Below are 25826 nucleotides of genomic sequence, written 5' to 3' on the forward strand. Positions count from 1 at the left end.
CGTCATGACGACCGACTGGCACAAGCACAGCGCGCCGAGCATCGCCGAGTTCGAGGCGATTGCGGCCACGGCCTTCAAGAAGCTGCCCGCGGCCTTCCGCGACATGACCAATGACGTTCTGATCCGCGTCGAGGACTTCCCCACCGACGAGGTTCTCGATTCGCTGGGGATCGATTCCCCCTTCGGTCTGCTCGGTCTCTACCAGGGCGTCGATCTCACCCGCCAGAGCGTTCTCGACCCGTCGGCCCTGCCGGAGATGATCTTTCTCTATCGCCGCCCGATTCTCGATTATTGGGCCGAGCATGACGAGAGGCTCGGCGACATCGTCACCCATGTGCTGGTGCATGAGATCGGCCATCACTTCGGCCTGTCCGACGCCGACATGGCGCGCATCGAATCCGACACCGCGGGCTGAGCGCGATTCGCTTGGGAATTGCCGGTTGACGCTGCCCCACCCCACCCGCAGACTGGACGGGACGGGTGGGTAGCAGAGGAAAACATCATGCGACCGGCTGCCCATCTGGTGATGGGGCTCGCACTTTGCCTCACCCTGACCGCAACCGGTCCGGAGCCGCGCTCTGCCGCCGCCATCGAGCAAAGCAAGCTCGTCGCGCCGGGGCGCTTGGTGGTCGCCGGACGCCGGCTGTCATGTGGCCGCACCGCAACGCTGATCCGCGATTTCGAGGGTTTCGCCGTCTCCTCGACGGTGATCATGCTCAACATGCAGGCGCTGAAGGACCTGCCCCGTCCCGTTCAGTGGCTGATTTATTATCACGAGTGCGGGCACATCCTGTATGGCCCCAACGAGAGCGCCGCCGATTGCTACGCGGTGCGCCGCGCCCGGCGCGAGCGCTGGCTGACGCCCAAGGCGCTCGAGGATATTTGCGCCACATTCAATATCGCCGGTCACGGCCCGGTCCATGCCGACCCGGAGGCCCGCTGCGCCGAGCTCCAGCAATGTTTCAACAAAAAGGCGGAGCTCGAGGCGCGCGACGATATCGACACGTTGCGGTAATTGCGCGGATACCAATCGCCCCTTAGACTGCGAGTCATGCTTAACGGACCGACCCTTTATCGTGTGGCGGCTTCGTTCGCCCTGGCGCTCTTGCTTTGCGTTGGCGGCGGCGGCTTCGGCCATGCCCAGGAGTTCGTTTACCGGGGCGGGACGGCCAACGGCCCGACCGTTGAGGAGTATCTCGAGCAGACCGGCCCCGAGGCCAGCTTCGTCGCCCATGGCAAACTGACCATCGACGGCAAGTCGGTGAATTGCGGCAAGCGGCCGACGGTGCTGAACCCGAGCTTCGACAGCTGGGGCGGCGCCTTTCCGGGCTTCCTCATCCTCAACACCAAGAAGATCAACGGGCTGAACACCCAGGTGAAGCTCTACATCTACTCCCACGAGTGCGGCCATCAGTTCATCGGCGCCGACGAGGTGAAGGCCGATCTGTTCGCCATTCGGCGCGGCGTGAAATGGGGCTGGCTCGACGCGCAGGGGCTCGAGGACATCTGCACCTTCATCTCGCAGCTGAAGGGCGACGCGGTGCACCCGCCGGGCCCAGCGCGCTGCAAGCTCATGCGCGCCCGCTATCGCGAGCTGATCGAAGGTGGCGACCGCCGCGCGAGCTCGACACCGCCGTCGCGCGCTCAGATGCTGGCGCCGCCGCAATAGGCTTGCGGGCCTTCGCCTAGAAGATCCAGGCGATCATCAGCCAGAAAATCACGAAGAAGATCAGAAACCCGGCGATGGTGAAGGGCAGCTCGCCGAGAATGGCGTCGCCGCCCGAGGCAATGGTCATCACCAGAATAGCGGCGAACGACACGCCGAAGGAGATCAGCGCCGCGTTCTTGAGGCCGAGGCCTGCCGAGAACGGATCAGACGCCCCCAGCATCTCGGTGAAATAGTAGAGCCCGGCAAAGCCGATCCCGACGAGCAGGACGAGCGCCAGCGCCGAGGCCACGAACAGCCGCATGGCGTCGTTCCGGTCGCGGCGATCCTCTGGGCCTGCCATGTGTCTCCGTCCCCCGCTCTAGTCGTCGCCACGCAAGGCCTGCGCGTGGCTGATCGCCTCGCGAACCTCGTGCGGATCGGGCAGGTCCGTGACCGTGAACTCGGGCTCGTCGCCCGCCGTCTTGATCTCGATCGTGCCCACGCCGAGGATGCGATTGATAAAGCCCTGGTTCACCTGGACCGAGCGCACGTGCCTGAGAGACACCGCCAGCCTCTCCTTGCTCAAAATGCCCTTCTCATAGAGCAGTTCATGATCGCTCACGGTGAGCGATGTGGCCCGGGTCTTGATGTACCAGTAGAGCAGGATGAGGAGCCCAAGCCCGAAGGCGGCAATCAGGAGCACGAAAAGGACGAACCAGAACGGGTGCGCCCGGAACATTGCCGGATGCGCCTTATAAATCACCGTGCCCACCATGCTTTTCCCTCTCCCACCGATTGGCCCCGGACCTTAAGGCCCAGCATGGCCCGAGAAAAGCGCCGATATGTGACGGTGGAAACCGGGCGTCCGAGCGGCTATATGGCTCCTGAAACGAGGACACACATGGAAAAATTTGTCACGCTCACGGGCATCGCCGCCCATCTGCCCATGATCAATGTCGACACCGACATGATCATCCCCAAGCAGTATCTGAAGACCATCAAGCGCACCGGCCTCGGCGAAGGCCTGTTCGCCGAGCTGCGCTATGATGAGGAAGGCCGGCCGCTGCCCGATTTCGTGCTGCACAAGCCGCCTTACACGGACGCGAAGATTCTCATCGCCGGCGAGAATTTCGGCTGCGGCTCCTCCCGCGAGCACGCCCCCTGGGCGCTGCTCGATTTCGGCTTCCGCTGCATCATCGCGCCGTCCTTCGCCGACATTTTCTATAACAACTGCTTCAAGAACGGCATCCTGCCCATCGTCCTGCCGCAGTCCGAGATCGACAAGCTGATCGACGATGCCGCGCGCGGCGACAACGCCCGCCTCACCATCGATCTCGAGGCGCAGGAGATCCGCGGGCCCGACGGCGGCGCTATTCACTTCGACGTGGACCCACACCGCAAGCGTTGCCTGATGGAAGGGCTCGACGATATCGGGCTGACCCTGGAGAAGGCCGACGCCATCGCCGCCTTCGAGCAGCAGAACGCCGCCAGCCGTCCCTGGGCTTGAGCGAAGCCCGATAATGACGAAGGGACTACTCGAACGGAATCGCGTCTGACTGCTGCTCGAGGATCGCCGCGCCGTCGCGGGTGACCTTGACGGACGCGCTATAGGCCCCTTCGGGCCAGCCACCGGCCGGCACGCCGGTCTTGCCCGCCTGGAGCAGGATGTCCGAGTCGTCCGCCTCGACCTCGCTCTTGTTGGCCATCAAGGCCTTGCCGTCCTTTACGAGGGTGACCTCGACCGTGTCGCCCTTCTTGGGATGGGCGACCCAGGCATAGGCCACGCCGGGCGTGTTGAATTTCGGGACCGCCGGGGTCTCGCCCTTGGCGAGCTCGTCCTCGGCCACCTTGTGGTCGGCGACACCCAGCGCCACGACGGCCGTATCCTGGGCCTGAGCGGCCCCCGCCAGTCCGAGGCCGAGCGCGGCGGTTAACCCCATCGCGGCGGCAAACAGCACCCTTGTCAGCATTCCTCTCTCCCTTTACCCAAAGCGCCGGGCGTTCATGGCGCATTCTTGTTTGGTAGACAGGCACCCGGTCTTTCGGGGTGTTGCTTAGCACAGGGCGGATTTCGATTCATGGCTTCATACAAACTCTTGCTGCTTCCCGGCGACGGCATCGGCACCGAGGTGATGGGCGAGGTTTCCCGGCTCATCGACTGGGTCAATGACTCCGGCGCCGCCACCATCGAGACCGAGACCGACCTGGTCGGCGGCTGCGCCTATGACGACCATGGCGAGGCCATCTCCGACGCCACCATGAAGACGGCGCTTGAAGCCGACGCCGTCATGCTCGGCGCCGTGGGCGGCCCCAAATGGGACGGCGTGGCTTACGACAAGCGCCCCGAGGCCGGCCTCCTGCGCCTGCGCAAGGATCTCGAGTTGTTCGCCAATTTGCGCCCCGCCATCTGCTACCCGGCGTTGGCCGACGCCTCGTCGTTGAAACGCGAGCTGGTCGACGGCCTCGACATCATGATCGTGCGCGAGCTCACCGGCGGCGTCTATTTCGGCGAGCCCAAGGAGATCATCGATCTCGGCGGAGGCCAGAAGCGCGCCGTCGATACGCAAGTCTACGAGACCTACGAGATCGAGCGCATCGCGCGGGTGGCTTTCGATCTCGCCCGCAAGCGCGGCAACCTTGTCCACTCCGCCGAGAAACGCAACGTGATGAAGACGGGCGTGTTGTGGAACGAGGTGGTGACGCAGGTCCATAAGGCCGACTTCGCCGACGTGAAGCTCGAGCACATCCTGGCCGACAATTGTGCCATGCAATTGGTGCGCGCGCCCAAGCAGTTCGACGTCATCGTCACCGACAATCTGTTCGGCGACGTGCTGTCCGACGAGGCGGCCATGGCCACCGGCTCGCTCGGCATGCTGCCGTCGGCCTCGCTGGGCGCCACCGACGACAAGGGCATGCGCCGCGCCATGTACGAGCCGGTGCACGGCTCCGCGCCGGACATCGCCGGCAAAGGCGCGGCCAACCCCATCGCCACCATCGCCAGCTTCGCCATGTGCCTGCGCTATTCCTTCGACATGGGCGAAACGGCGGACCGCATCGAGAGGCCAATCGCCGACGTGCTCGATCAGGGTCTTCGCACCGGCGACATTCGCCAAGCCGGCTGCAAGACCGTGGGCACGCGCGAGATGGGCGACGCCATTCTCAAGGCGCTCGCCTAGAACTCGGCTTCGATATCGAACTTGAAGGTGACGTCGGAGGTCGCGTCCGACACGCCGAACAACGTGCCCGCGGCGAACTCCCATTTGGGCATGCCTTCGAGCTCGAGATAGGCGACAGGGCCCACCCGGTGCTTCTGCTCGTCCCACGGCCCCGTGTGTGAGAGATCCCCGATCTCGCTAAAGCTCTCGACGCCGAGCCCCCATGTGTCGTTGAACGCGTGCTTCAAGCGCCAGTTGAACTTGAACTCCAGGCTGTCGATGTCGCGGTGGTCGCCCACCTGCCCGACAAAGAACGCGTTGACCGTCAGGGAGTCCTGTCCCCAGACATATTTGCCGAGCGGTCCGAAAAGAATCTCGTCCGGGTCGCCGCTCTGGAGCGCGAATTCGTAGAGCGACCGGAAGGCGAGTCCGAGGCCGTCCCCGTGCCGCTCGATCATCTCGTATTGGGCGCCGAGCTCGAGCCTGTGCCACTTCAAGCTGTCGCCGACATTCTCACGGGCGGTCAACTCGGCGATGCCTTCCCACCTGTCGGTGAAGCCGTATTTCGCCTCCAGCTCATGAGACTGACGGCGCCGCTCGTCCTCGCCGGGTCCGGAATAGATCGCCCCGTGCTCTTCCAGCTTGAACTCGCCCTTCTCCACGTCCGGCGACCGGACGTAGAACTGCGCGCTCACCGGCTGAGCCGCGGCCAGAAGTACCGAGAAAACAAGACAGAACCAACTGATACGCCGCAAGATGGCGCCGTGCCCCACGTCCCCGCGCATGGGCCCTCCCCATATCGTGCCATTTCTTCCCGGCACTCTAGGGATATCAGGTTGATGCACATAGTGAAAAGCGCTCAGCACACTATGTGAGCGAATTTCATCAGACGTCGCCGTTTATACCCGGCAAGGTTGCGGATGGTGCGCGGCCCGCACCTGGACTTTTCGGACGCCGCGGCACACATATTTCTGCACGGTCTTGCTGATTCAGGGGGTCTCATGCGTCATGCCATCACTGCGATTGCCGCGGCCGCCTGGCTCGGTCTCGTCCCTGCTTTTGCCGAGGATCTTGGACCGCAAATGCACTCCAATCGCGGAGAGACCGCGGCGGAGAAGGCCGACGAGGCAGCCCGCGAAGCCTGCAAGATCGAGATTTGCGACATCGTCGCGACGCGCGAGGCCCAGGGGTCGAATGTCGCCTGCGACATCGGCTGGACGTGGCGCGGCGAGGAGATCGTCGACGCGCTGGCCGGCCGCGTCGACTGGGCCTGGGGCCAGGCGGTGTGCCAAACGCAAGTCACCGTGAACCGGGCGCCGCTTGCCAACGCCATGAGCGCGCGCCACGCCACCATCAAGGGCGACATGCACCTGGTCCGCTGCACCGTGGCGCAGGACGGCAAGCCTTACGTGATCGAGGTCGCGCTCGCGCCACGCGTCACGTTAAGAACGGCAAGGCGACAGACGCCAAGGTGAACTGGGGCGACGTGTCCGCGCCGGCGGCGATCTACCCCCTGCTCTACGCGGCGACCGGTCTCGACAACTCGGCCAACGTGCTGGGTCCCGAGGTCGTGCGCCAGGTCAATAAGTTCATCCGCAAGGACTGCGCCGAGGTAGAGGACGAACTCCCCGGCCGCCGGGTCAATTAGTCTCGCGGCATTTCCCCGGCGCCGGTTGAACCAACCGTCATATTGCACGCTTATAGCTGAAGCCCTTTTGCCGGGGCGGACATGCGGCCGGAGAATGGACAGCATCACCACACCACCCCTGGAAGGCACGATGGACACCGGGCCGGGCGCCGCGGCCGCGCCCAACGGCCGGCGCACCTCCGCGCTGCTGCGTGATTTTATCGACGGCCAGACGGGTGAGCGCGTGTCCGTGGGCGCGTTGCGCGACGCGCTTGGCGACCGTGGCTTCGGCGTGCTGCTCTTGATCTTCGCGTTGCCGAATCTCGTTCCCTTCAGCGTGCCCATGCTCTCCGCGGTGCTCGGCCTGCCGCTGGTGATCCTGGCCGCGCAACTGACCTATGGCCGGCACGAGCCGTGGCTTCCCGACTGGATCACCAGCCGGTCCTTCGCGCGCGAGGGCTTCGCGGCGGTCGCCAATCGCGCACTGCCGTCGCTCGAGCGCATCGAGCGGCTGTTGCGGCCCCGCCTGACCTGGCTTCTCACCTGGCGGGGCGAGCGGCTGGTCGGCGCCATCGTCCTGCTCCTGGCGCTGATCCTGACCTTGCCAATTCCCTTCGCCAATCTGATCCCGGCCCTCGGCATCGCCATTTTCGGCCTCGCCATCGTCGAGAAGGATGGGCTCGCGGTCGTCGCCGGGCTGTTCGTCGCCCTCGCCAGCGTCATCGTCGCCAGCACCGTCGTCTTCGGCCTCGTCAAGGCCGCCTTGCTGGTGATCGCCACCTTCCTCGCCTAGAGCCCCTTACCGCTCAGGCGCCCTCACTCAAATTGACGATGGCGTTCTGCGCCAGCGGATCGACCGCAACCGGCTTGAGCACCGGATGCGTCGCGTAGTACCGGCGGAGTTGCACGAAGGAGGCGGCCGCGCCGATGAGCGGCAGAAGGATCGACACCCCCAAAGGCACCCCGGCCCCGGCGAGCAGCGCCGCGACCAGGCAGCCGGCCGCGCCGCCCGCGTCCCAGCCGCCTTCCGTCGCCACGTGGAATCGGAGCGTGCAGGCGGACTTCTTGGCCTGGCTGTAGACCGCCGTCATCAGCGTCGGCATGTAGAGGCAGACGACGAGCGCGCCGAGCGCATTAGCGACGACAGCGAGTCCCACATGGCCCGGGGCCACGGCGCGCAACAGCGTGGTGACCACCAGCGCGCCGATGGCGTAGACGACCGCCTTGCGGCCATGGCCGGTGTCGATGAGCCGCCCGAGCACGAGTCCGCCGACGGCGCCGGCCAGCGCCGCCAGCGCCAAGGCCCCGCCGAAGGCGACGAAGCTTTCGCCAAGCGTCACGAACAGGGCGATCTCCCACACGAAGAAATAGCCCGCCGAGATCCAGCCGTCGGCCATGAACAATTTGATGCTGGGCACGGCCGCGCGGTAGGCCCCTTGCGTGCGGCGCGGCACGGCCACATCGGGTGTGAAGAGTAGCGGCAGCGTCCCGAGCAGAAGGATCGCTCCGGTGATGCCGAACGCCCATTGCGGTCCGTAGGCGACCAGCACCCAGCCGGTTATTACCGGATTGACGATGCCCGCGAGTGCTGCGAGCGCCTCGCGCGCGCCGACCTCCGAGCCACGATTTTCATGGCTGCCGAGCGCTGCGTAATAGGCGTGAAAGCCCGACCAGTAGAGCGCATCGCCGATTGCGGCGACCACGCACAGCACGAACAGCGGCGGACCGAGCCCCTCCACTTCGGCGAGGATCGGATATTCCAGCGCCGTGATGCAGGCACCGGCGACGACGATGGCGCGCATCCCGGTCCGCACCGCGATCGGCACGACGATCGGCCGCACGATGAAACGCCCGGCCAGGATCAGGGCGAAGGTGGCCAGCACCCACGGTACCGAGACGCCCGTCTTCAGCAGGTAGACCGCGAAGAACGCCCCGCCCCCACTCAGCGCGAAGGCGTGAATGGCGTAGTGCAGATTGAGCAGGTTGACGGTCTTGGAGCGGAAATAGGCCATGGGCGCGCGACACTATGGTCGCGGCCGAGCGTTGGCCAGCAGTTCCCTGACTTGGCTCGGGAACGGGCCTAATGCTCGGCGCCGAGGCGCGCGGTCTGGGAGGAGGCGGTCACACGCCACACCGTGTTGCCGACGTCGTCGACCACCAGCAGTCCGCCTTGGCTATCGATGGCGACGCCGACCGGGCGGCCGCGCGCCTCACCGTCCTCATTGAGAAAGCCGGTCAGCACGTCCACCAGCTTGCCGGACGGCGTGCCGCCGGAGAATGGCACGAAGACCACCTTGTAGCCGGCGCGCGGCGCGCGGTTCCAGGAGCCGTGCTCGCCGACGAAGGCGCCGCTTTGGTACGTCGCCGGCAAGGTGGCGCCTTCGGCGAAGGTGAGACCGAGCGGAGCGACATGGTTGCCGAGCGCGTAGTCGGGCACGATGGCCTGCTTCACCAGGTCCGGCTTCTGCGGCTCGACCCGGTCGTCCACATGCTGCCCCCAATAGCTGAACGGCCAGCCGTAAAATCCGCCTTCCTTCACCGAGGTCAGATAGTCGGGCACGAGATCGCTGCCTAGCTCGTCGCGTTCGTTGACCACCGCCCACAACGCGCCGCTGGCGGGGTTGAAGGCGAGGCCCACCGGGTTGCGCAAGCCCGAGGCATAAACGCGGGTGTCGCCCGTCGCCACGTCGATCTCCTGGATCGCGGCGCGCCCCTTCTCCTTGTCGAGGCCGTTCTCGGCCACGTTGCTGTTGGAGCCGACGCCGGCATAGAGCTTCGTTCCATCGGGGCTCGCCACGAGGCTCTTGGTCCAATGGTGATTGAGCGGGCCGCCCGGCAGGCCGGCGAGCTTTTCGCCTTTCGCGGTGATTTCCGTTTCGCCCCCCTCATAGGGGAAGCGCAGCACCGCGTCCGTGTTGGCCACGTAGAGATGGTCGCCGATCAGCGCCATCCCGAACGGCGAGTACAGATCCGTGAGGAAATCCTTCTTCGTCTCGGCGACGCCGTCGCCATCGCTGTCGCGCAGCAGGACGATCTTGTCCGGGCTCGGCACGCCGGCGCCGGCATGGCTCATCGCCAGCCCCATGATCCAGCCCTTGATGCCATCCTCGTCTTCCGGACGCTCGGGGCCGTTGGTCTCCGCCACCAGCACGTCGCCGTTCGGCAGCACGTAGAGCCAGCGCGGATGATCGAGCCCTTGCGCGAAGGCCTTCACCGCGAGCCCGCTCGCAGGGACCGGCTGCTCGCCCTTCTTCCAGCCGGTGCCTTCGGCCACGTTTACGGTCGGCACCACGGCCTGGCTCGGCTCCGGAATGGTGGGATTCGGCCCTTGCGAGGCTTCCTCGGGCAAATCGGCGGAATCGCAGGCGCTCACGAGCAGGGCGAGCCCCCCCGCGGCGATGGCGGTCCTGGGTATGGCGGTCCTGGGTATGGCGGTCATTTCGGCTCTCTGGGTCAATGGATCTTGGGGGAACAACGCATTGGGCGGCCATCCGTTTCCCGGCCAACACGCCGCGCCTTTACATTGGCGCGGGCTTCCCATAAATCCGCCGCAAGGCCCGCGGGCATGCCGCAGGCGTAGGAGTTTCATCCATGGGCTACAAAGTCGCCGTCATCGGCGCGACCGGCAATGTCGGGCGCGAGATGCTGAATATCCTGGCCGAGCGGTCGTTTCCCGCCGATGAGGTCTTCGCCGTCGCCTCGCGCCGCTCGCAAGGTTCCGAGGTCTCCTTTGGCGATCATCGGCTCAAATGCCAGGACCTCGAGCAGTTCGACTTCGCCGGCGTCGACTTCGCCTTGATGTCGGCGGGCTCCGCCGTGGCCAAGGAATGGGCGCCCAAGATCGCCTCGAAGGGCTGCGTCGTGATCGACAACTCTTCATGCTGGCGCTACGACCCGGACGTGCCGCTGATCGTGCCCGAGGTGAACCCAGACGCCGTGGCCGGCTTCACCAAGAAGAACATCATCGCCAATCCGAATTGCTCCACCGCCCAGCTCGTCGTGGTGCTGAAGCCGCTGCACGACTACGCCAAGATCAAGCGCGTGGTGGTCGACACCTATCAATCCGTTTCCGGCGCCGGCAAGGAAGCGATCGACGAGTTGTGGGACCAGACCAAGGGCATCTTCGTCACCGACACGCCCGATCCCAAGAAGTTCACCAAGCAGATCGCCTTCAACGTCATTCCTCACATCGACGTCTTCATGGACGACGGCTCCACCAAGGAGGAATGGAAGATGATGGTCGAGACCAAGAAAATCCTCGACCCCAAGATCAAGCTCACGGCGACCTGCGTGCGCGTGCCGGTGTTTGTCGGCCATTCGGAAGCCGTCAATATCGAGTTCGAGAACGAGATCTCGGCCAAGGATGCGCGGCGCATCTTGCGCGAGGCGCCGGGCGTGCTGGTCGTCGACAAGCGCGAGCCGGGCGGCTACGTGACGCCGGTCGAATGCGTCGGCGACTACGCGACCTATGTCTCGCGCATCCGCGACGACCAGACCATCGACAACGGGTTGTCGCTGTGGATCGTCTCGGACAATCTGCGCAAAGGCGCCGCCCTCAACACGATCCAGATTGCCGAGCTGATCATCGAGCGCAATCTGCTCAAGAAGGCGGCTTAGCCTCGGCCCTACGCACTGTCGGGCAAGGCGGCGAAGCTGTCGGTCTCTTCGTCGAGCGCGAGCACCGTGCCGCTGCCGATGTCGAAATGCAGCCCGTGCAGCGTGAGCAGCCCTTCCTCTTCGCGCTCCTTGAGGGCGTCGAAGGTGCGCAGGTTCGCGAGTGATTGACGGATGCCGGCGAGCTCGAACGCCGTCTCCTGGTCGAAAACGCCATCCGATGGCTTCACCTTGAGCCCGTCCAGCAGTGTCAGCCAGCGGGCGATGAAGCTCGTCTCGTCCACATTGCCCTTGAGCTTCTCGCGATAGGCCGCGACGCCGCCGCAATGGGAATGGCCGAGCACGATGATGTTCGGCACTTTGAGCACGAGCGCGGCATACTCCACCGCGGCGCTGGTGCCGTGGAACTTGCCTCCGGGCTCGAATGGCGGCACGAGATTGGCCACGTTGCGCATGATGAAGAGATCGCCCGGCGCCGCGTCGAAGATCGCCGAGACATCCACCCGCGCGTCGCAGCAGGCGATGACCATGGCGGTAGGCGACTGGCCGAGGGCGGCGAGTTGGCCGTAGCGGCCCTTGTCGGGCGCATGGCGCTCGCGGCGGAACCGCCAATATCCGTCAGCAAGGCTCTTCGGTAATCGCAAACGCAAATTCCTTCCAAAACGTGGGCACAATTCCAGCCCGTCATGCGTTTGTAAAGCAGGAGTTGCCTGCGCTTTCGATAGGCAATTCCTATCGCGCGTTCCGGACAGCCCCCTTGATCGGGCGGCCCGGGAGGCGCGTAATGACGCGTCGGCGATCCGCAAGAAGCGCGAGAAAACGGCGCCCGCCGGCATGAGGAAACGCGGATGAGGCTGCAAGCGTATATCGCGCAGGGCCTTGATCCCTTCACAGCGGCATGTGGCAGCAAGTCGTTGATCTCCACTCGTGGGCGCGGGCGGGCGTTCACGAGGCGTGTCCACATGCACGCATAAGGAGTGAAGACATGGCAAAGATTGTTTGTGTTCTCTACGACGATCCCGTCACCGGCTATCCGCCGAACTATGCGCGGGACGACATTCCCGAGATCACCGAATATCCCGACGGCCAGACCGCGCCGACGCCGAGCGCGATCGACTTCAAGCCGGGCGCGCTGCTCGGCAGCGTCTCGGGCGAGCTCGGCCTTCGCAAGTTTCTCGAGGAGGCCGGCCACGAACTGGTGGTGACCTCCGACAAGGACGGCGCCAACTCGACCTTGGACAAGGAGCTTCCCGACGCCGACATCGTGATCTCCCAGCCCTTCTGGCCCGCCTACATGACAGCGGAGCGCATCGCCAAGGCGAAGAACCTCAAGATGATCGTCACCGCGGGCATCGGCTCCGACCATACCGACCTTCAGGCGGCGATGGACAACAACGTCACCGTGGCCGAGGTCACCTTCTGCAACTCGATCAGCGTCGCCGAGCATGTGGTGATGATGATCCTGTCGCTGGTGCGCAACTACATCCCCTCGTACCAGTGGGTGGTCAAAGGCGGCTGGAACATCGCCGACTGCGTCGAGCGCTCCTACGATCTCGAGGGCATGCATGTCGGCACGGTCGCGGCGGGGCGGATCGGCCTTGCGGTGCTGCGGCGACTCGCGCCCTTCGACGTGAAGCTCCACTACACCGACAAGCACCGCCTGCCTGAAGACGTCGAGAAGGAGCTCAACCTCACCTTCCATCCGGACGTCGAGTCCATGGTCAAGGTCTGTGACGTGGTGACCATCAACTGCCCGCTTCATCCCGAAACCGAGCATCTGTTCGACGACGCGATGATCGGCAAGATGAAGCGCGGCAGCTATCTCATCAACACCGCGCGCGGCAAGATCTGCGACCGTGACGCCGTGGTGCGCGCGTTGGAGAGCGGTCAGCTCGCCGGCTACGCGGGCGATGTGTGGTTCCCGCAACCGGCGCCGAAGGATCATCCGTGGCGGACCATGCCCCATCACGGCATGACCCCGCACATCTCGGGCACGTCGCTTTCGGCGCAGACGCGCTACGCCGCCGGCACGCGCGAGATCCTCGAGGACTTCTTCGCCGGCAAGCCGATCCGTGACGAATATCTCATCGTCGAGGGCGGCAAGCTCGCCGGCGCCGGCGCCCACTCCTACACCGCGGGCGACGCCACCAAGGGCTCCGAGGAAGCGGCCAAATATAGGAAGGCCGGCTAGCGCGCCACCAACACCCGCTCCCACGCGGGCCCACCCCGCGCTCCCTCGGCGGTTGTTTCTCCTCCCGGCCGCCAGGGGGCGCGGGCATCGCGCTCCAACTGTCACCGCTCTGTCATGGCACCGTCGTATTGCGCGGAGAACGCGCTGGAAATCGGCGCGCCGCGCGCGATGCAACCGCTCTCGAAGCCGTTAGCGCTTGCGATGATGGCGAAGCCCGGCCAGACTACCGGCAATAAAAGCGCAAAGCGTTCTAGGGGGGATTGGCGAATGGCAACCGCGGCTCAGGCGGACTCTGGGGGTATTTTCCATTGGCTCGACCGGTCGCATACGGTCGCCAAGCCCGGCTTTAGCCGTTGGCTCGTGCCGCCGGCGGCGCTCTGCGTGCATCTTTGCATCGGCCAGGTTTACGCCTTCAGCGTGTTCAACCTGCCGATGACCCGGCTCATCGGCATCACCGAATCCGCGCCTGACGATTGGAAGCTCACCGAGCTCGGCTGGATCTTCTCCATCGCCATCGTCTTTCTCGGCCTCTCCGCCGCCTTCACCGGCACCTGGCTCGACCGCGTCGGACCGCGCAAGGCCATGTTCACCGCTGCGCTCTGTTTCGGCGGCGGCTTTCTCATCTCCGCGCTCGGCGTGCATCTACATCAACTGTGGATCGTCTATCTCGGCTATGGCGTGCTCGGCGGCTGCGGTCTCGGCCTCGGCTATATCTCGCCGGTGAAGACGCTCATCACCTGGTTTCCCGACCGGCCCGGCATGGCCACCGGCATGGCCATCATGGGCTTCGGCGGCGGCGCCATGATCGCCTCGCCCCTGTCGGTCTGGCTAATGCAGCAGTTCGCCACGCCCACCCATGTCGGCGTGATGGAGACCTTTATCGTGCTCGGCATCGTCTACATCTTCTTCATGATGATGGGCGCGGTGATCGTGCGCGTGCCGCCGAAGGGCTGGGCGCCGGAGGGCTATGTGGCCCCGGCGCAGGCCAAGAAGCTCGTCACCACGGCTCATGTCCACGTGGACGAAGCGCTGAAGACTCCGCAATTCTATCTCTTGTGGGGCGTGCTGTGCCTGAACGTGACGGCCGGCATCGGCGTGCTCGGCCAGGCCTCGGCCATGAGCCAGGAGATGTTCCCCGGCCAGATCAGCGCCGCCGCGGCCGCGGGCTTCGTCGGCCTGTTGAGCCTGTTCAACATGCTCGGCCGCTTCTTCTGGGCCTCGACCTCCGACTATATCGGCCGGCGCAACACCTACATGATCTTCTTCGCCTCGGCATGGTGCTCTATGCGATCGTGCCTTGGACCGGCGCGATCGGCTCCGTCGTTTTGTTCGTGGCCTGCTACGCCGTGATCCTGTCCATGTATGGCGGCGGCTTCGCCACCATCCCGGCTTACCTCAAGGACGTGTTCGGCACGCGCTATGTGGGCGCCATTCACGGGCGCCTGCTGACCGCCTGGTCCGCCGCGGGCGTCTTCGGGCCGGTGCTGGTGAACTATATTCGCCAGTACCAGATCGATAACGGCGTGCCCAAGGCGGACGCCTACTCGGTGACCATGTACATCATGGCCGGACTATTGCTGGTCGGCTTCGCCCTGAACTGGTTCATGCACCCGGTACACGAACGCCACCATATGAAACCCGAGACGTGGACGCGTAAGGGAGGCACCGATGACTGAAGCCAAACACCATGAGGACGTCTCGGCCGCCAACAAGGTCAAGCTGATCCTGGCGTGGACCTTCGTCGGCATCCCGCTGCTCTGGGGCGTCTACAACACCCTCGCCAAGGCAGTCCTGCTGTTCAAATAGCCCCCGCCGACATGAAAAAGGCCCTGTTCGGAGCGGCTTGAAGACCGCCGGAACAGGGCCGTTTTGCGTTATATTCTTGGTTCAGAACGATTTTTTCTGTCAGAATCCGTTAATGTGGCTGTCAGGATGCGTTCATGGACGCTTCATGCGGCTCTCATCCCCGTCCCCCATTATCTATCTTGAAGTTCACCGAAGGAGACGACCATGAAAGAGTGGCTGAAGCCCGAGATCACCGAGTCCGAAGCTGGTATGGAAGTGACTTCCTATCTCCCGGCCGAGCTCGACCGCGCTTAATTAGCGCTGATCTAGCAAGTTTTCGGAAAATGGCGGTCCCAGCGATAGCGGGGCCGCCATTTTTCTTTGTGCGCCCGGCTTTTCTGCGTCCATCTTTCGCCTGCCTTCGCCCCCGCCCCCTTTCAATCCCACGCCCTGCGACATTCTGTCAGACTCCCCTAATCTGGCTGTCAGACTCCGTTCATGGGCACTTCATGCGGTTCTCATCGCCGCACCCCATTCTCTAGTCTGTAGTCAACGAAAGGAGACGACCATGAAAGAGTGGCTGAAACCCGAAATCACCGAGTCCGAAGCTGGCATGGAGGTTACCTCCTATCTTCCGGCCGAGCTCGACCGCGCGTAATCAGCGCGTTTAGCTGACGTCTAAGAAAATGGCGGTCCCAGCGCTAGCGGGGCCGCCATTTTTCTTTGCCGCTCCTGTCCCTAAGGCCACCCGGCGGCCACCCGCTTCCTACCTCGACAGCCTCTCCTCGCGAAACTAAGGTCCGCCCGCTAGGCCGGCCGCGCCTCGACGCGCCGGCTCTCGTCAATCGAACACGCGCGGTACCCATGGCCTGGACCTATCTCGTGCTCGCCGGCCTCTTCGAGATCGGCTTCGCATCCACTCTCAAGCTCACCGAAGGCTTCACCAAGCTATGGCCGACGGTCGCGTTCGCCGTTTGCCTCCTCTTGGGCTTCCTCTTCCTCGAGAAATCGCTGAAAGACATTCCGATCGGGACGGCCTACGCGGTCTGGACCGGGATCGGCGCCGTAGGCACTGCCATTATCGGCATCCTCGTCTATAAGGAGCCGGCCACGGCGCTGCGCCTGTTCTTCATCGCCACGCTTGTCGCTTCCATCATCGGCCTCAAATACGCAACACCGACACAATGACCAATCCAGACAAGATCGACCGCACCATCACCGGCAACTATTTCGAGGACTTCAAGGTCGGCCAGGAAATCGTGCATGCCACGCCGCGCACCGTCACCGTGGGCGATACGAGCGTCTATACCGCGCTCTATGGCGGCCGCTTCGCCGTGCAGTCGTCGGACGCCTTCGCGCAGTCCATCGGCTATCCGAAGAGCCCCATCGACGACATTCTCGTGTTCCACTTCGTCATCGGCAAGACGGTGCCAGACATCTCGCGCAACGCCATCGCCAATCTCGGCTATGCCGAGTTCCGCTTCATGAAGCCGGTCTATCCCGGCGACACCATCGCCTCCGTCTCGGAGGTGATCGGCGTCAAGCAGAACTCCAACGGCAAGAACGGCACGGTCTATGTGCGCACCACCGGGCGCAATCAGAACGGCGACATCGTGCTGCAATTCAAGCGCTGGGTGATGGTCACCAAGCGCGATGTCGGCGCGCCGGCGCCGGAGACCGTGATCCCGGAGCTGGCCGCAAGTGTCGATCCGGACTCCTTGGGCAAGGCGCTGCCGCCCTTGAAGCTTACGGTCTACGACTATGCGTTGGCCGGCTCGCCCCGCCATTGGGAGGATTACGCGGTCGGCGACAAGATCGACCACGTCGACGGTCAGACCATCGAGGAGGCCGAGCACCAGATGGCCACGCGCCTCTACCAGAACACCGCGCGCGTGCACTTCAATCAGCATCGCGAGGCGCAGGAGCGCTTCGGCCGCCGCCTCGTCTATGGCGGTCACATCATCTCCATCGCCCGCTCGCTCAGCTTTAACGGCCTCGCCAACGCCTTCCATGTGCTGGGGCTGAACGCGGCCCGCCACGCCGCGCCCTCCTTCGCCGGCGACACCATCTATGCCTGGAGCGAGGTGCTCGACAAAGCCGAGCTCCCGGGCCAGTCCGACATGGGCGCGCTGCGCCTGCGCACCTTCGCCGTGAAGGACCGCGCCTGCGCCGACTTCCCCGGCGTGAAGGCCGATGGCGCGCTCGAGGACGGCGTGGTCCTCGACATGGATTACTGGGTGGCGCTGCCCCGTTAACGCAAGCGATCGCTCCCCTTGCAGGGAGCGGGAGACGTGCGAGACTGGCGCCATGGCCGGCTTGCCCGGACCTTGCGTGGAGTAGGAGGCGTATCATGAGCGGCAAAGACACCTGGACCGGCAAGACCTGTGGACCCCCAAGACCCTTTGGCTCGCGGGCGCGTTGACCGCGGCCTTGGCGCTCTCCACCCCGGCCTTCGCCGCCGATGAGGCCGTGGCGGTGTTGAAGGATCCCGACGGCAAGGAGGTGGGCAAGGTCACCCTCGTCGCCGTTCCCTCCGGTGTCTTGCTGGCCGTGGACCTGACCGCCGTGCCGCCGGGCGACCATGGGTTCCACATCCACGCGGTCGGCAAATGCGAGGCGCCCGACTTCAAGTCCGCCGGCGGCCATTTCAACCCGGAAGAGGACGAGCACGGCCTGATGAACGAGGCGGGCCCGCACGCGGGCGACATGCCCAACATCCACGTGCCGGAAACCGGCAAGCTCCGCATCGAGGTTCTGAACCAGATGGTGAGCCTCGGCGGCCTGCTCGATGAGGACGGCTCGGCCGTCGTCATCCATGAAGGGCCGGACGACTACGTGTCCGACCCCGCCGGCGACGCCGGCCCCCGCATCGCCTGCGGCGTCATCGAAGCCAAAGCGCCCCCAATAGCCCCGGCTCACCTGAAATAAACCTTCTGTCAAAGGTTTAGGACCCATCCTAGGGCCAGGGATTCGGGAACTGGGGGAGTTGCCATGGCTTGGGAAGGCCCATTCGAAGGCATCATGGGCGGTATCGCCTATATCGTCGGCTCGCATGTGTGGGAGTCGGTCGACGGCGGCCAGACCTGGATCATGTCCAAATTCGCGGACGACGTAGAGGCCGCCTACGAGATCGCCTCGCCCGCTTGAGGCGCTGCCTTTTCCACTTTTCCATGCCCGAGACCGCGGCCGGGCCGCCCCACACGGGCGGACCAATAGTAGCAGGCCGCCTGATTGCCCCTGCCCCATGACTGGGCTATGAGAAAGCTCGTCTGGGCAACACACGCTAATTTCCAATGACAAATAAGCTAGAGGCAGAGCGGCCGCTCTCGCCGCATCTCCAAATCTACCGGCCGATGCTGACCATGATGATGTCGATCGCGCATCGCATCACCGGCTTCGGCAATGCCATCGGCTTCGCGCTGCTCACTTGGTGGCTGGTCGCCGTAAGCATCGGCCCGGAGGCCTATAGCTATGTGGACGCGTTCTTCGGAAGCCTGATCGGCAAGCTGCTGCTGCTGCTGTTCACCTGGTCGCTGATCCACCACATGCTCGGCGGCCTCCGCCATCTCATTTGGGACACCGGACGCGGCCTCGACAAGACGAGCATCGAGGTGCTCGCCTGGCTCACCATCCTCTCGTCCATCGTGCTCACGGTCCTGGTTTGGGTCGTCGGCTACGCGCTCAAGGGAGGCCAATAGTCATGGCGACACCACTCAAGCGCGTGCGCGGACTTGGCGCCGCCCATAGCGGCACGGAGACCTTCTGGCGTCAGCGGGTGACGGCCATCGCCAACATCCCGCTGGTGATCTTCCTCATCCTTTCGATCGTCGGCCATATCGGCGCGCCGTACAGCGAGGTCAGAGCCTATCTCGCTCATCCCGTCGTCGCCGTGCTCATGCTGGCGCTCATCGCCTCCGCCGCGATTCACATGCGCATCGGCCTCAAAGAGATCATCGAGGACTATGTGCATGGCGGCTGCAAGATCGTCGCCATCCTCGCCGCCACCTTCTTCGCCGGCGCCGTCGGTCTCGCCAGCGCTCTTGCTTTGTTGAAAATTAGTCTCGGAAGCTGACGGTCCATGCCTCAAGACGCCAAGCCACAAGACACGCCGCACAACGCGGTCCTCATCAACGGCCGCGCTTATCCGGTCACCGACCACGCCTATGACGTCCTCGTCGTCGGCGCCGGCGGCTCAGGGCTCCGCGCCGTGGTCGGCTGTAGCGAAGCCGGCCTTCGCACCGCTTGCATCTCCAAGGTGTTCCCCACGCGCTCTCACACCGTGGCGGCGCAAGGCGGCATCGCCGCGGCGCTCGGCAATATGGGCCCGGACGATTGGCGCTGGCACATGTACGACACCGTGAAGGGCTCCGACTGGCTCGGCGACCAGGACGCCATCGAGTATCTCTGCCGCAACGCGCCCGAAGCCGTGTACGAGCTCGAGCATTGGGGCGTGCCCTTCTCGCGCACCGACGACGGCAAGATCCTGCAGCGCGCCTTTGGCGGCATGACCATGGATTTCGGCAAGGGCCCGGCCAAGCGCACTTGCGCGGCGGCCGACCGCACCGGCCACGCCATGCTGCACACCATGTACGGTCAGGCGCTGAAGCAATCGGCGGAATTCTTCATCGAGTATTTCGCCATCGACCTCATCATGGACGACGAGGGACGCTGCCGCGGCGTGGTGGCGCTCAACATGGCGGACGGCACCATTCACCGCTTCCGCGCGCACCAGACGATCCTCGCCACCGGCGGCTATGGCCGCGCTTATTTCTCCTGCACGTCGGCCCATATCTGCACCGGCGACGGCAACGCCATGGTGCTGCGCGCCGGCCTGCCGCTTCAGGACATGGAGTTCGTGCAGTTCCATCCGACCGGCGTGTACGGCGCCGGCGTCCTCATCACCGAGGGCGCGCGCGGCGAAGGCGGCTATTTGCGCAATTCCGAGGGCGAGAAGTTCATGGAGCGCTATGCGCCCTCCGCCAAGGACCTCGCCTCGCGCGACGTGGTCTCCCGCGCCATCACCATCGAGATCCGCGAAGGCCGCGGCCACGGTCCCGACAAGGACTACATGCATCTCCATCTCGATCATCTCGACGAGGACATGCTGGCCGAGCGGCTGCCGGGCATTACCGATCTCGCCCGCATCTTCGGCGGCGTCGACGTGCGCAAAGAGCCGATCCCGATCATCCCCACCTGCCACTACAATATGGGCGGCATCCCCACCAACATGCATGGCGAGGTGATCGCGCCGAGGGGCGACGACAAGGACGCCATCGTGCCGGGCCTCATGGCGCTCGGCGAAGCGGCCTGCGTTTCGGTGCACGGCGCCAACCGCCTCGGCTCGAACTCGCTGATCGATCTCGTGGTGTTCGGCCGCGCCGCCGCCATGCGCTGTGCCGAGGTCGTCGGCAAGGGCACCGCCATTCCCGAATTGCCCAAGGGGTTGGGCGAAGCGGCGATCGAGCGACTCGACCGCCTGCGCTACGCCGACGGCTCAACGCCCACCGCGGACCTGCGTCTCGCCATGCAGAAGACCATGCAGCGCGACTGCTCGGTGTTCCGCACCGAGGAGGTGCTGAAGGAGGGCGTGAAGGGCATCAAGCAGGTGTGGGACGACGCCGCAGATCTCAAGGTGACCGACCGCTCGCTCGTCTGGAACACCGATCTCATCGAGACGCTGGAGTTCGACAACCTCATCGCCCAGGCCGCGGTCACCGTGCAGGGCGCGCTGGCGCGGCAGGAATCCAGAGGCGCCCATGCCCGCGAGGACTTCCCCAAGCGCGACGACGCCGACTGGATGAAGCACACTCTATCCTACGCCGATTACGGCACGCATCTGGTGAAGCTCGACTTCCGGCCGGTGCACACCTACACGCTGTCGAACGAGGTCGCCTATATCGAGCCCAAGGAGCGGGTGTACTAGGCGGCCGGCGGCTGACCGAGCAGCCGGTCCACGACGGACTTCACGCCTTCGAAGTCGAACGGCTTGGCGAGCAGGATCGCCGTCTCGAAACCGGACTCTTCGCCGAGATCGCCATCGCCGGTGGCGAAGGCGAAGGGAACCCCTTTCGCCCGCAGCGCGTTTGCCAGCGGGTACGAGTCTTCATCCCCCAGCCTGAGATCGAGAATGGCGCCGTCCAGCCCGTCGCTGGCGGCAAGCGCGAGACCGTCCTGGAGGGATCGCGCCGGGCCCACCACCTCGCAGCCGAGCTCGGCAAGCCACCCTTCGACCAGCATCGAGATCAACGGTTCGTCGTCAACAACGAGGATGCGCGGCACGGAAATAGCCCTTACAAACTGGTCACTTGACTGCCACTTTAGCAGCGCGGCGAAATCCGCGCCAATGCCGTCTTCGTCCGCCGAACCGAGCCAAGGGATGGCCCCTCCTTGCCGCAACGCCTTGTCAAAGCCGACTATCTCGTCCGCCACGCGCCGCTCATCGTCCTGTTCGGTTTCGGGCTGGTGCTGGCGCCGCCGCCGCCGTGGCGGTCCTGGTCGTGCGCTCCAACGAGGCCGACGAGCTCGTCGATCACACCATCGAGGTGCAGCAGACCGCGGAGACCTTGCTGAGCGAGCTCCAGACGGCGGAAAGCGCCAAGCGCGGGTATCTGCTCACCGCGGACAAGGACTACGCCCTCTCCTTCGGCCAAGCCTCCGGCAACGTGCCCGGTCTGCTCGACAGCCTCCACAAGCTGACCGCCGACAATCCCGCGCAGCAGACCAGGCTCTTCGCCTCCGAGCCGCTCATCAGTGCCAAGCTCGAGGAGATGAAGCACACGCTGAAACTGGACGAAGAGGGGCGGCGCCAAGAGGCACTCGACATCATCCGCTCCCCGCAAGGCAAGAATCTGCTTGAGGCGATCCGAACGGAGATGTTCAGCTTCCTCAAAACCGAGCGCGACCTGCTCCGCGTCCGCCAGGCCCGGGCGGGCGAGCTCCGCCGTTGGCTCGCCGCGCTGATCGGCTTAGCCCTTCTCTCCGCCATGCTGCTGACCGGCATCCTCGCCCTGGCGACGCGGAACTCGGTGCGCGGCCTCATCGAGCGCACCAAGGAGCTCGAGGCGGAATCGAAGCGCCGGCAGGAGGCGGAAGACACGCTGAGGCAGGTGCAGAAAATGGAGGCCGTGGGCCAGCTCACCGGCGGCATCGCCCATGACTTCAACAACCTGCTCACCATCATCTTGGGCAATCTCGACACCTTGAAGCGGCGTCTGACCGGCGCCGCGGAAGAAGGTCAGAAGGGCGGCAAGGATGGCGACGGCAAGGACGAGGATGCATCCCTCGCCGCCGAGCTGGAGAAGCCGGTCGACGCGGCGATGTATGGCGCGCGCAGCGCCGCCCAATTGACGCAGCGCCTGCTCGCCTTCTCACGCCGCCAGGCGCTCGAGCCCGAGCGCCTCGACGTGAACCGCCTGGTCACCGGCATGCTCGACATGCTGCGCCGGTCGCTCGGCGAGCCGATCAACATCGAGACCGTGCTCGGTGCCGGGTTGTGGCCGGCCTTCGCCGATGCCAATCAGCTCGAGAACGCCCTGCTCAACCTCACCGTCAACGCCAAGGCGGCGATGCCCGACGGCGGCTGCCTCACCATCGAGACGGCGAACGTCAATCTCGACGATGCCTATGCCCGCCGCTTCGGCGACATCGAGGCCGGTCAATATGTGGCGCTCTGCGTGACCGACACGGGCACCGGCATCCCGGCCGAAGTCATCGACCACGTGTTCGAGCCCTTCTTCACCACCAAGCCTCATGGCGAGGGCTCCGGCCTCGGCCTCGCCATGGTGCATGGCTTCGTCAAGCAATCGGGCGGGCATCTGCGCATCTATAGCGAGGAGGGCCACGGCACCACGGTCAAGCTCTATCTGCCGCGCATGACTCAAGCCGACGAGATGAGCGCCGCGCCCGCCGCCAAGGAGGACGTCGCGCCGGCGCCCCGAGCCGGGCCGCGCGAGACCGTCCTGCTGGTGGAGGACAATGCCGGGGTCAGGGACTATGCCAAGGTCGTCCTGCAATCGCTCGGCTACAGTGTCATCGAGGCGGCCGACGCGGCCGAAGCGCTCGCCCTCGTCGCGAGCCAGCCCCCGATCGACCTGCTGTTCACCGACGTGGTGCTGCCGGGCGGAGTCACCGGCCGCGATCTGGCCGAGGAGATCGTCAAGCGCTATCCCGGGCTGCCCGTGCTGTTCACCACCGGCTACACCCGCAATGCCATCGTCCACCAGGGGCGCCTCGATGCGGATGTCGAGCTTCTCGGCAAGCCCTATACCGCGCAGGATCTCGCCCAAAAGCTCCGCGACATGCTCGACGGGGCATGAAACGAGACTTGCCCGGACCGCCGCCGCTGGCTACCAAGGACATAAGAAAAGGCCGGTAAACCGGGCAGGGCAAAGGAATAGGTCGAGATGGTCCAGTTCACACTTCCCAAGAATTCCAAGGTCACCAAGGGCAAGGCGTGGAACCCGCCGTCCAAGGACGCCGAGGCCGGCCGCTGGCGCGAATACCGCATCTACCGCTTCGATCCCGAGACCGGCGAGAACCCGCGCGTGGACACCTATTGGGTCGACATGAAGGATTGCGGGCCGATGGTTCTCGACGCCCTCATCTGGATCAAGAACAAGATCGACCCGACCCTGACCTTCCGCCGCTCCTGCCGCGAAGGCGTGTGCGGCTCCTGCTCGATGAACATCGCCGGCACCAACACGCTGGCCTGCACCATGCACGCCGACGACGCGCCGAGCTCCGTCATCGCCGTCTATCCACTGCCGCATATGCCGGTGGTGAAGGACCTCGTGCCCGACATGACGCGGTTCTACGCCCAGCACCGCTCCATCGAGCCGTGGCTCAAGACCGACAGCCCGACACCGCAGAAAGAGTGGCGCCAGTCCCATGAGGACCGCGAGAAGCTCGACGGGCTTTACGAATGCATCCTGTGCGCCTGCTGCTCGACCGCCTGCCCGTCTTATTGGTGGAACGGCGACCGCTATCTCGGCCCCGCCGTGCTGCTTCAGGCCCAGCGCTGGGTGGAGGACTCGCGCGACGAGCGCACCGGAGAGCGCCTCGACGATCTCGAGGATCCTTTCCGGCTCTATCGCTGCCACACCATTCTGAACTGCACCAAGGCCTGCCCCAAGGGGCTGAACCCGGCCAAGGCCATCGCCTCGCTCAAGGCCAAGATGGTGGAGCGCACCTAAGCGCTCAAGGAGCGAAAGAGTGCGCTCAAGCAGCGAAGCGGTAGCGCATAATGGAGCGGATAGATGATCGACCATATCGGCATGCCCGTGCGCGACATCGCCCGGGCCACCGCGTTCTATCTGAAAGCCCTCAAGCCGCTCGGCATCGGCCTGATCATGGAGGTCCCGGCGGAGCTGACCGGCAACGGTCCCGCGGTCGGCTTCGGCGCTGAGGGCAAGCCCTTCTTCTGGATCGGCGAGGGACAGGTCGCCGAAGGCAGCCATGTGCATGTCGCCTTCGCCGCAAGCTCTCGCGCTGCTGTCGACGCCTTCTATCAGGCGGCGCTTGCGGCCGGCGGCAAGGACAACGGTGCCCCGGGCCTGCGCCCGCATTACCACGCCAACTATTACGGTGCCTTCGTGCTCGATCCGGACGGCAACAATATCGAGGCCGTCTGCCACGGGCCGGCCTAAGCGCTCAAGTAGGCCAGAGGCCGATAGCGCAAAAAAGATCCCTAGCGCCGGCAGCGCGGCAGCGAGAACACGCAAGTCGGTACGCCTTCTTTCCGCATCCTCTCCGCCGCCGCCTCGTTATCCTCGCCCTGCCACTCATAGGGGCTGCGCACATTCATGTGCGCGTAGCTGACGCGCACCAGCACGTCCTTCTCGAAGGTGAGGCTCGCGGTGCATGTGGGCTTGGGGCCCTTCGATTTCTTCTCGCCGCCGCCGAACGGGGTCGACGCCTTTTGCTTCTTGCCGCCGGAGTCCCCGCCCGAAGGCACCGGCCCCGCGCCGCTATAGTGATAGACGAGCGTCTCGGTGGTCTTGCCGGCGGGGATGCGCGAGCGCGGTGTGCCGGCGCAGGACAGCACCTCGGTCTTGCTCATGCCGAGATAGGGCTGGCCGTAGTCGACCGCGGTGATGCGCTCGATGGCGTCGCCCGGTCCGGTATTGGCGCACGCAGCCAGCAGCAGGCTCAACGCCCCCGCCAGGGCCATGCCGGCCACGAATCCCAGACCCGTCCGCCCTCTGTCGCGCAAATCCATGCCTTTTCATAAGCTATGGGCACGGCCTAGCGCCAGATTGCGCGGTTTTGGGGGCATCGCAAACGCAAAACCGCCGAGGTCAGAGACAACCTTCAGTTGCATAACCGGCAATTGCATGTATGATTTCCGCATGGCTGTTGGCGGACATAGGAGCCCATCGGGCCGTCGGGTGATGCAATCCATCATCATCGCCGGAGCCATCGCCGGCACGATTGCCTTTGTGCTCGACGCTACAAACACCCTCCCCGTTAGCCGTCTCACAGCAGGGGTGCTGGTGATCCTCGTGACATCGCTCGCGGCTGCTCTGGTCGAACTGACAGCAAAGACATAGGCGATGAATCCACAGGCCGTCTGCTTCATCATGTGCCAAGGGGTTGTCGGATTGATCACGCTGGCCGGTGTTCAGTTCCTGGACCCTGGCTTCCCGGCATGGGTCATCATGGCGGCCTCCTTTTTCTTTCCAAATATCGTCGGCGGGCTCGCAGGCCTGATGATCTGTCGGGCATAGAATCCGTCGCACCTTATCCCCGCCCCGAAAACCTGCGGTAGAATGCCCTTACCTCGTCTTCTGAGGGGCGCTTTCGCGAGGC

General features: G+C 64.9%; 33 protein-coding genes and 1 pseudogene. 25 read left to right on the forward strand and 9 right to left on the reverse strand.

The features are described 5' to 3' along the window. Positions 1 to 4: 4 nt before the first annotated feature. From AUC69_RS13395 to AUC69_RS13405, 3 genes are all read left to right on the forward strand, one after another. The gene (locus AUC69_RS13395) at positions 5 to 415 is read left to right on the forward strand and encodes a metallopeptidase family protein (protein ID WP_069442587.1); all 411 of its coding nucleotides are present in this window, start codon (positions 5 to 7) and stop codon (positions 413 to 415) included. Positions 416 to 502: 87 nt separating this feature from the next. Next, on the forward strand, positions 503 to 1015 hold the full coding sequence (locus tag AUC69_RS13400) for a hypothetical protein (RefSeq protein WP_141700803.1): 513 nt from the start codon (positions 503 to 505) through the stop codon (positions 1013 to 1015). A 36-nt stretch (positions 1016 to 1051) separates the two neighbouring features. Beyond that, complete coding sequence (locus AUC69_RS13405) at positions 1052 to 1669, forward strand: hypothetical protein (RefSeq protein WP_069442589.1); 618 nt, start codon at positions 1052 to 1054, stop codon at positions 1667 to 1669. 16 nt (positions 1670 to 1685) lie between these two features. Here the strand turns inward: AUC69_RS13405 and AUC69_RS13410 are convergent, their stop codons facing one another. Both AUC69_RS13410 and AUC69_RS13415 read right to left on the reverse strand, forming a co-directional pair. Continuing rightward, positions 1686 to 2009 carry a hypothetical protein gene (locus AUC69_RS13410; RefSeq protein ID WP_069442590.1) on the reverse strand — a complete coding sequence of 108 codons (324 nt, stop codon included), beginning with the start codon at positions 2007 to 2009 and terminating at the stop codon, positions 1686 to 1688. An 18-nt stretch (positions 2010 to 2027) separates the two neighbouring features. Continuing rightward, positions 2028 to 2423, reverse strand: coding sequence for a PH domain-containing protein (locus AUC69_RS13415; protein WP_069442591.1), 396 nt, complete (start codon positions 2421 to 2423; stop codon positions 2028 to 2030). Between the two features lie 126 nt (positions 2424 to 2549). On the opposite strand from AUC69_RS13415, the gene leuD reads away from it, so the two are divergent. After that, the gene (leuD, locus tag AUC69_RS13420; protein WP_069442592.1) at positions 2550 to 3155 is read left to right on the forward strand and encodes a 3-isopropylmalate dehydratase small subunit; all 606 of its coding nucleotides are present in this window, start codon (positions 2550 to 2552) and stop codon (positions 3153 to 3155) included. Positions 3156 to 3180: 25 nt separating this feature from the next. Here the strand turns inward: leuD and AUC69_RS13425 are convergent, their stop codons facing one another. Then, the gene (locus AUC69_RS13425; protein ID WP_069442593.1) at positions 3181 to 3618 is read right to left on the reverse strand and encodes a hypothetical protein; all 438 of its coding nucleotides are present in this window, start codon (positions 3616 to 3618) and stop codon (positions 3181 to 3183) included. A 108-nt stretch (positions 3619 to 3726) separates the two neighbouring features. Here AUC69_RS13425 and leuB point away from each other — a divergent pair, with 108 nt between their 5' ends. Then, positions 3727 to 4824, forward strand: a complete 1098-nt coding sequence (gene leuB, locus AUC69_RS13430; protein ID WP_069442594.1) for a 3-isopropylmalate dehydrogenase — start codon at positions 3727 to 3729, stop codon at positions 4822 to 4824. Here the strand turns inward: leuB and AUC69_RS13435 are convergent. Beyond that, complete coding sequence (locus AUC69_RS13435; protein ID WP_141700804.1) at positions 4821 to 5588, reverse strand: hypothetical protein; 768 nt, start codon at positions 5586 to 5588, stop codon at positions 4821 to 4823. The genes leuB and AUC69_RS13435 overlap by 4 nt on opposite strands. A 216-nt stretch (positions 5589 to 5804) precedes the next feature. Between AUC69_RS13435 and AUC69_RS13440 the strand changes: the two genes are divergently transcribed. The 3 genes from AUC69_RS13440 (at position 5805) to AUC69_RS13445 (ending at position 7223) form a co-directional block, all read left to right on the forward strand. Then, positions 5805 to 6278, forward strand: coding sequence for a hypothetical protein (locus AUC69_RS13440; protein WP_069442596.1), 474 nt, complete (start codon positions 5805 to 5807; stop codon positions 6276 to 6278). After that, a complete protein-coding gene (locus AUC69_RS17545) occupies positions 6275 to 6451 on the forward strand; it encodes a hypothetical protein (RefSeq protein WP_158008121.1) in 177 nt (58 codons plus the stop codon). Before AUC69_RS13440 ends, AUC69_RS17545 begins: the two co-directional genes overlap by 4 nt. A 94-nt stretch (positions 6452 to 6545) precedes the next feature. After that, positions 6546 to 7223: an exopolysaccharide biosynthesis protein gene (locus AUC69_RS13445; protein WP_083239449.1), complete on the forward strand. Its 678-nt coding sequence runs from the start codon at positions 6546 to 6548 to the stop codon at positions 7221 to 7223. Between the two features lie 13 nt (positions 7224 to 7236). Here AUC69_RS13445 and AUC69_RS13450 read toward each other — a convergent pair whose 3' ends face one another. Then, positions 7237 to 8442 (reverse strand): MFS transporter, encoded by a 1206-nt coding sequence (locus tag AUC69_RS13450; protein ID WP_069442597.1) that lies wholly within the window; start codon positions 8440 to 8442, stop codon positions 7237 to 7239. Between the two features lie 68 nt (positions 8443 to 8510). Further along, positions 8511 to 9869, reverse strand: coding sequence for a PQQ-dependent sugar dehydrogenase (locus AUC69_RS13455; RefSeq protein WP_069442598.1), 1359 nt, complete (start codon positions 9867 to 9869; stop codon positions 8511 to 8513). A gap of 152 nt (positions 9870 to 10021) precedes the next feature. Here AUC69_RS13455 and AUC69_RS13460 point away from each other — a divergent pair, with 152 nt between their 5' ends. Continuing rightward, a complete protein-coding gene (locus AUC69_RS13460; RefSeq protein ID WP_069442599.1) occupies positions 10022 to 11047 on the forward strand; it encodes an aspartate-semialdehyde dehydrogenase in 1026 nt (341 codons plus the stop codon). A gap of 8 nt (positions 11048 to 11055) precedes the next feature. Here AUC69_RS13460 and AUC69_RS13465 read toward each other — a convergent pair whose 3' ends face one another. Continuing rightward, complete coding sequence (locus tag AUC69_RS13465; protein ID WP_069442600.1) at positions 11056 to 11688, reverse strand: carbonic anhydrase; 633 nt, start codon at positions 11686 to 11688, stop codon at positions 11056 to 11058. Between the two features lie 341 nt (positions 11689 to 12029). Here AUC69_RS13465 and AUC69_RS13470 point away from each other — a divergent pair, with 341 nt between their 5' ends. From AUC69_RS13470 to sdhA, 11 genes and pseudogenes are all read left to right on the forward strand, one after another. Then, positions 12030 to 13235, forward strand: a complete 1206-nt coding sequence (locus AUC69_RS13470; protein ID WP_069442601.1) for an NAD-dependent formate dehydrogenase — start codon at positions 12030 to 12032, stop codon at positions 13233 to 13235. Positions 13236 to 13502: 267 nt separating this feature from the next. After that, a pseudogene (locus AUC69_RS13475) lies at positions 13503 to 15041 on the forward strand (L-lactate MFS transporter). Between the two features lie 204 nt (positions 15042 to 15245). Next, complete coding sequence (gene pqqA / locus AUC69_RS13480) at positions 15246 to 15335, forward strand: pyrroloquinoline quinone precursor peptide PqqA (RefSeq protein WP_045363338.1); 90 nt, start codon at positions 15246 to 15248, stop codon at positions 15333 to 15335. 253 nt (positions 15336 to 15588) lie between these two features. Then, a complete protein-coding gene (pqqA, locus tag AUC69_RS13485) occupies positions 15589 to 15678 on the forward strand; it encodes a pyrroloquinoline quinone precursor peptide PqqA (RefSeq protein WP_045363338.1) in 90 nt (29 codons plus the stop codon). A gap of 206 nt (positions 15679 to 15884) precedes the next feature. Beyond that, on the forward strand, positions 15885 to 16208 hold the full coding sequence (locus AUC69_RS13490; RefSeq protein WP_069442602.1) for a DMT family transporter: 324 nt from the start codon (positions 15885 to 15887) through the stop codon (positions 16206 to 16208). Beyond that, a complete protein-coding gene (locus AUC69_RS13495) occupies positions 16205 to 17275 on the forward strand; it encodes a MaoC family dehydratase (protein WP_204377332.1) in 1071 nt (356 codons plus the stop codon). The genes AUC69_RS13490 and AUC69_RS13495 overlap by 4 nt, the downstream gene beginning before the upstream one ends. A 175-nt stretch (positions 17276 to 17450) precedes the next feature. Next, positions 17451 to 17948 carry a superoxide dismutase family protein gene (locus tag AUC69_RS13500; RefSeq protein ID WP_244500263.1) on the forward strand — a complete coding sequence of 166 codons (498 nt, stop codon included), beginning with the start codon at positions 17451 to 17453 and terminating at the stop codon, positions 17946 to 17948. 63 nt (positions 17949 to 18011) lie between these two features. Next, positions 18012 to 18167, forward strand: a complete 156-nt coding sequence (locus AUC69_RS17550; RefSeq protein ID WP_158008122.1) for a hypothetical protein — start codon at positions 18012 to 18014, stop codon at positions 18165 to 18167. A gap of 146 nt (positions 18168 to 18313) precedes the next feature. After that, positions 18314 to 18718 carry a succinate dehydrogenase, cytochrome b556 subunit gene (gene sdhC, locus AUC69_RS13505; protein ID WP_069442604.1) on the forward strand — a complete coding sequence of 135 codons (405 nt, stop codon included), beginning with the start codon at positions 18314 to 18316 and terminating at the stop codon, positions 18716 to 18718. Between the two features lie 2 nt (positions 18719 to 18720). Then, positions 18721 to 19092, forward strand: coding sequence for a succinate dehydrogenase, hydrophobic membrane anchor protein (gene sdhD, locus AUC69_RS13510; RefSeq protein ID WP_069442605.1), 372 nt, complete (start codon positions 18721 to 18723; stop codon positions 19090 to 19092). A gap of 6 nt (positions 19093 to 19098) precedes the next feature. Further along, the gene (gene sdhA, locus AUC69_RS13515; RefSeq protein WP_069442606.1) at positions 19099 to 20943 is read left to right on the forward strand and encodes a succinate dehydrogenase flavoprotein subunit; all 1845 of its coding nucleotides are present in this window, start codon (positions 19099 to 19101) and stop codon (positions 20941 to 20943) included. Here sdhA and AUC69_RS13520 read toward each other — a convergent pair. Continuing rightward, entirely contained in the window at positions 20940 to 21449 is a 510-nt protein-coding gene (locus AUC69_RS13520) for a response regulator (RefSeq protein WP_141700806.1), read from the reverse strand. The genes sdhA and AUC69_RS13520 overlap by 4 nt on opposite strands. A gap of 53 nt (positions 21450 to 21502) precedes the next feature. Between AUC69_RS13520 and AUC69_RS13525 the strand changes: the two genes are divergently transcribed. The 3 genes from AUC69_RS13525 to AUC69_RS13535 all read left to right on the forward strand — a co-directional run bounded on the left by AUC69_RS13525 (position 21503) and on the right by AUC69_RS13535 (position 24664). Next, positions 21503 to 23335 (forward strand): CHASE3 domain-containing protein, encoded by a 1833-nt coding sequence (locus tag AUC69_RS13525; RefSeq protein WP_069442607.1) that lies wholly within the window; start codon positions 21503 to 21505, stop codon positions 23333 to 23335. Positions 23336 to 23422: 87 nt separating this feature from the next. Beyond that, positions 23423 to 24211 (forward strand): succinate dehydrogenase iron-sulfur subunit, encoded by a 789-nt coding sequence (locus tag AUC69_RS13530; protein ID WP_069442608.1) that lies wholly within the window; start codon positions 23423 to 23425, stop codon positions 24209 to 24211. Positions 24212 to 24274: 63 nt separating this feature from the next. Then, a complete protein-coding gene (locus tag AUC69_RS13535) occupies positions 24275 to 24664 on the forward strand; it encodes a VOC family protein (RefSeq protein ID WP_069442609.1) in 390 nt (129 codons plus the stop codon). A gap of 41 nt (positions 24665 to 24705) precedes the next feature. On the opposite strand, the gene AUC69_RS13540 is transcribed toward AUC69_RS13535, so the two are convergent. Beyond that, entirely contained in the window at positions 24706 to 25236 is a 531-nt protein-coding gene (locus AUC69_RS13540) for a hypothetical protein (protein WP_141700807.1), read from the reverse strand. A gap of 169 nt (positions 25237 to 25405) precedes the next feature. On the opposite strand from AUC69_RS13540, the gene AUC69_RS17555 reads away from it, so the two are divergent. Together AUC69_RS17555 and AUC69_RS19105 are read left to right on the forward strand one after the other, a co-directional pair. Next, on the forward strand, positions 25406 to 25567 hold the full coding sequence (locus AUC69_RS17555) for a hypothetical protein (protein ID WP_204377333.1): 162 nt from the start codon (positions 25406 to 25408) through the stop codon (positions 25565 to 25567). A 51-nt stretch (positions 25568 to 25618) separates the two neighbouring features. Further along, on the forward strand, positions 25619 to 25744 hold the full coding sequence (locus AUC69_RS19105) for a hypothetical protein (protein WP_280136654.1): 126 nt from the start codon (positions 25619 to 25621) through the stop codon (positions 25742 to 25744). Positions 25745 to 25826 lie beyond the last annotated feature (82 nt).

This window comes from Methyloceanibacter superfactus (assembly GCF_001723305.1).
Classification (GTDB): Bacteria; Pseudomonadota; Alphaproteobacteria; order Rhizobiales; family Methyloligellaceae; genus Methyloceanibacter; species Methyloceanibacter superfactus.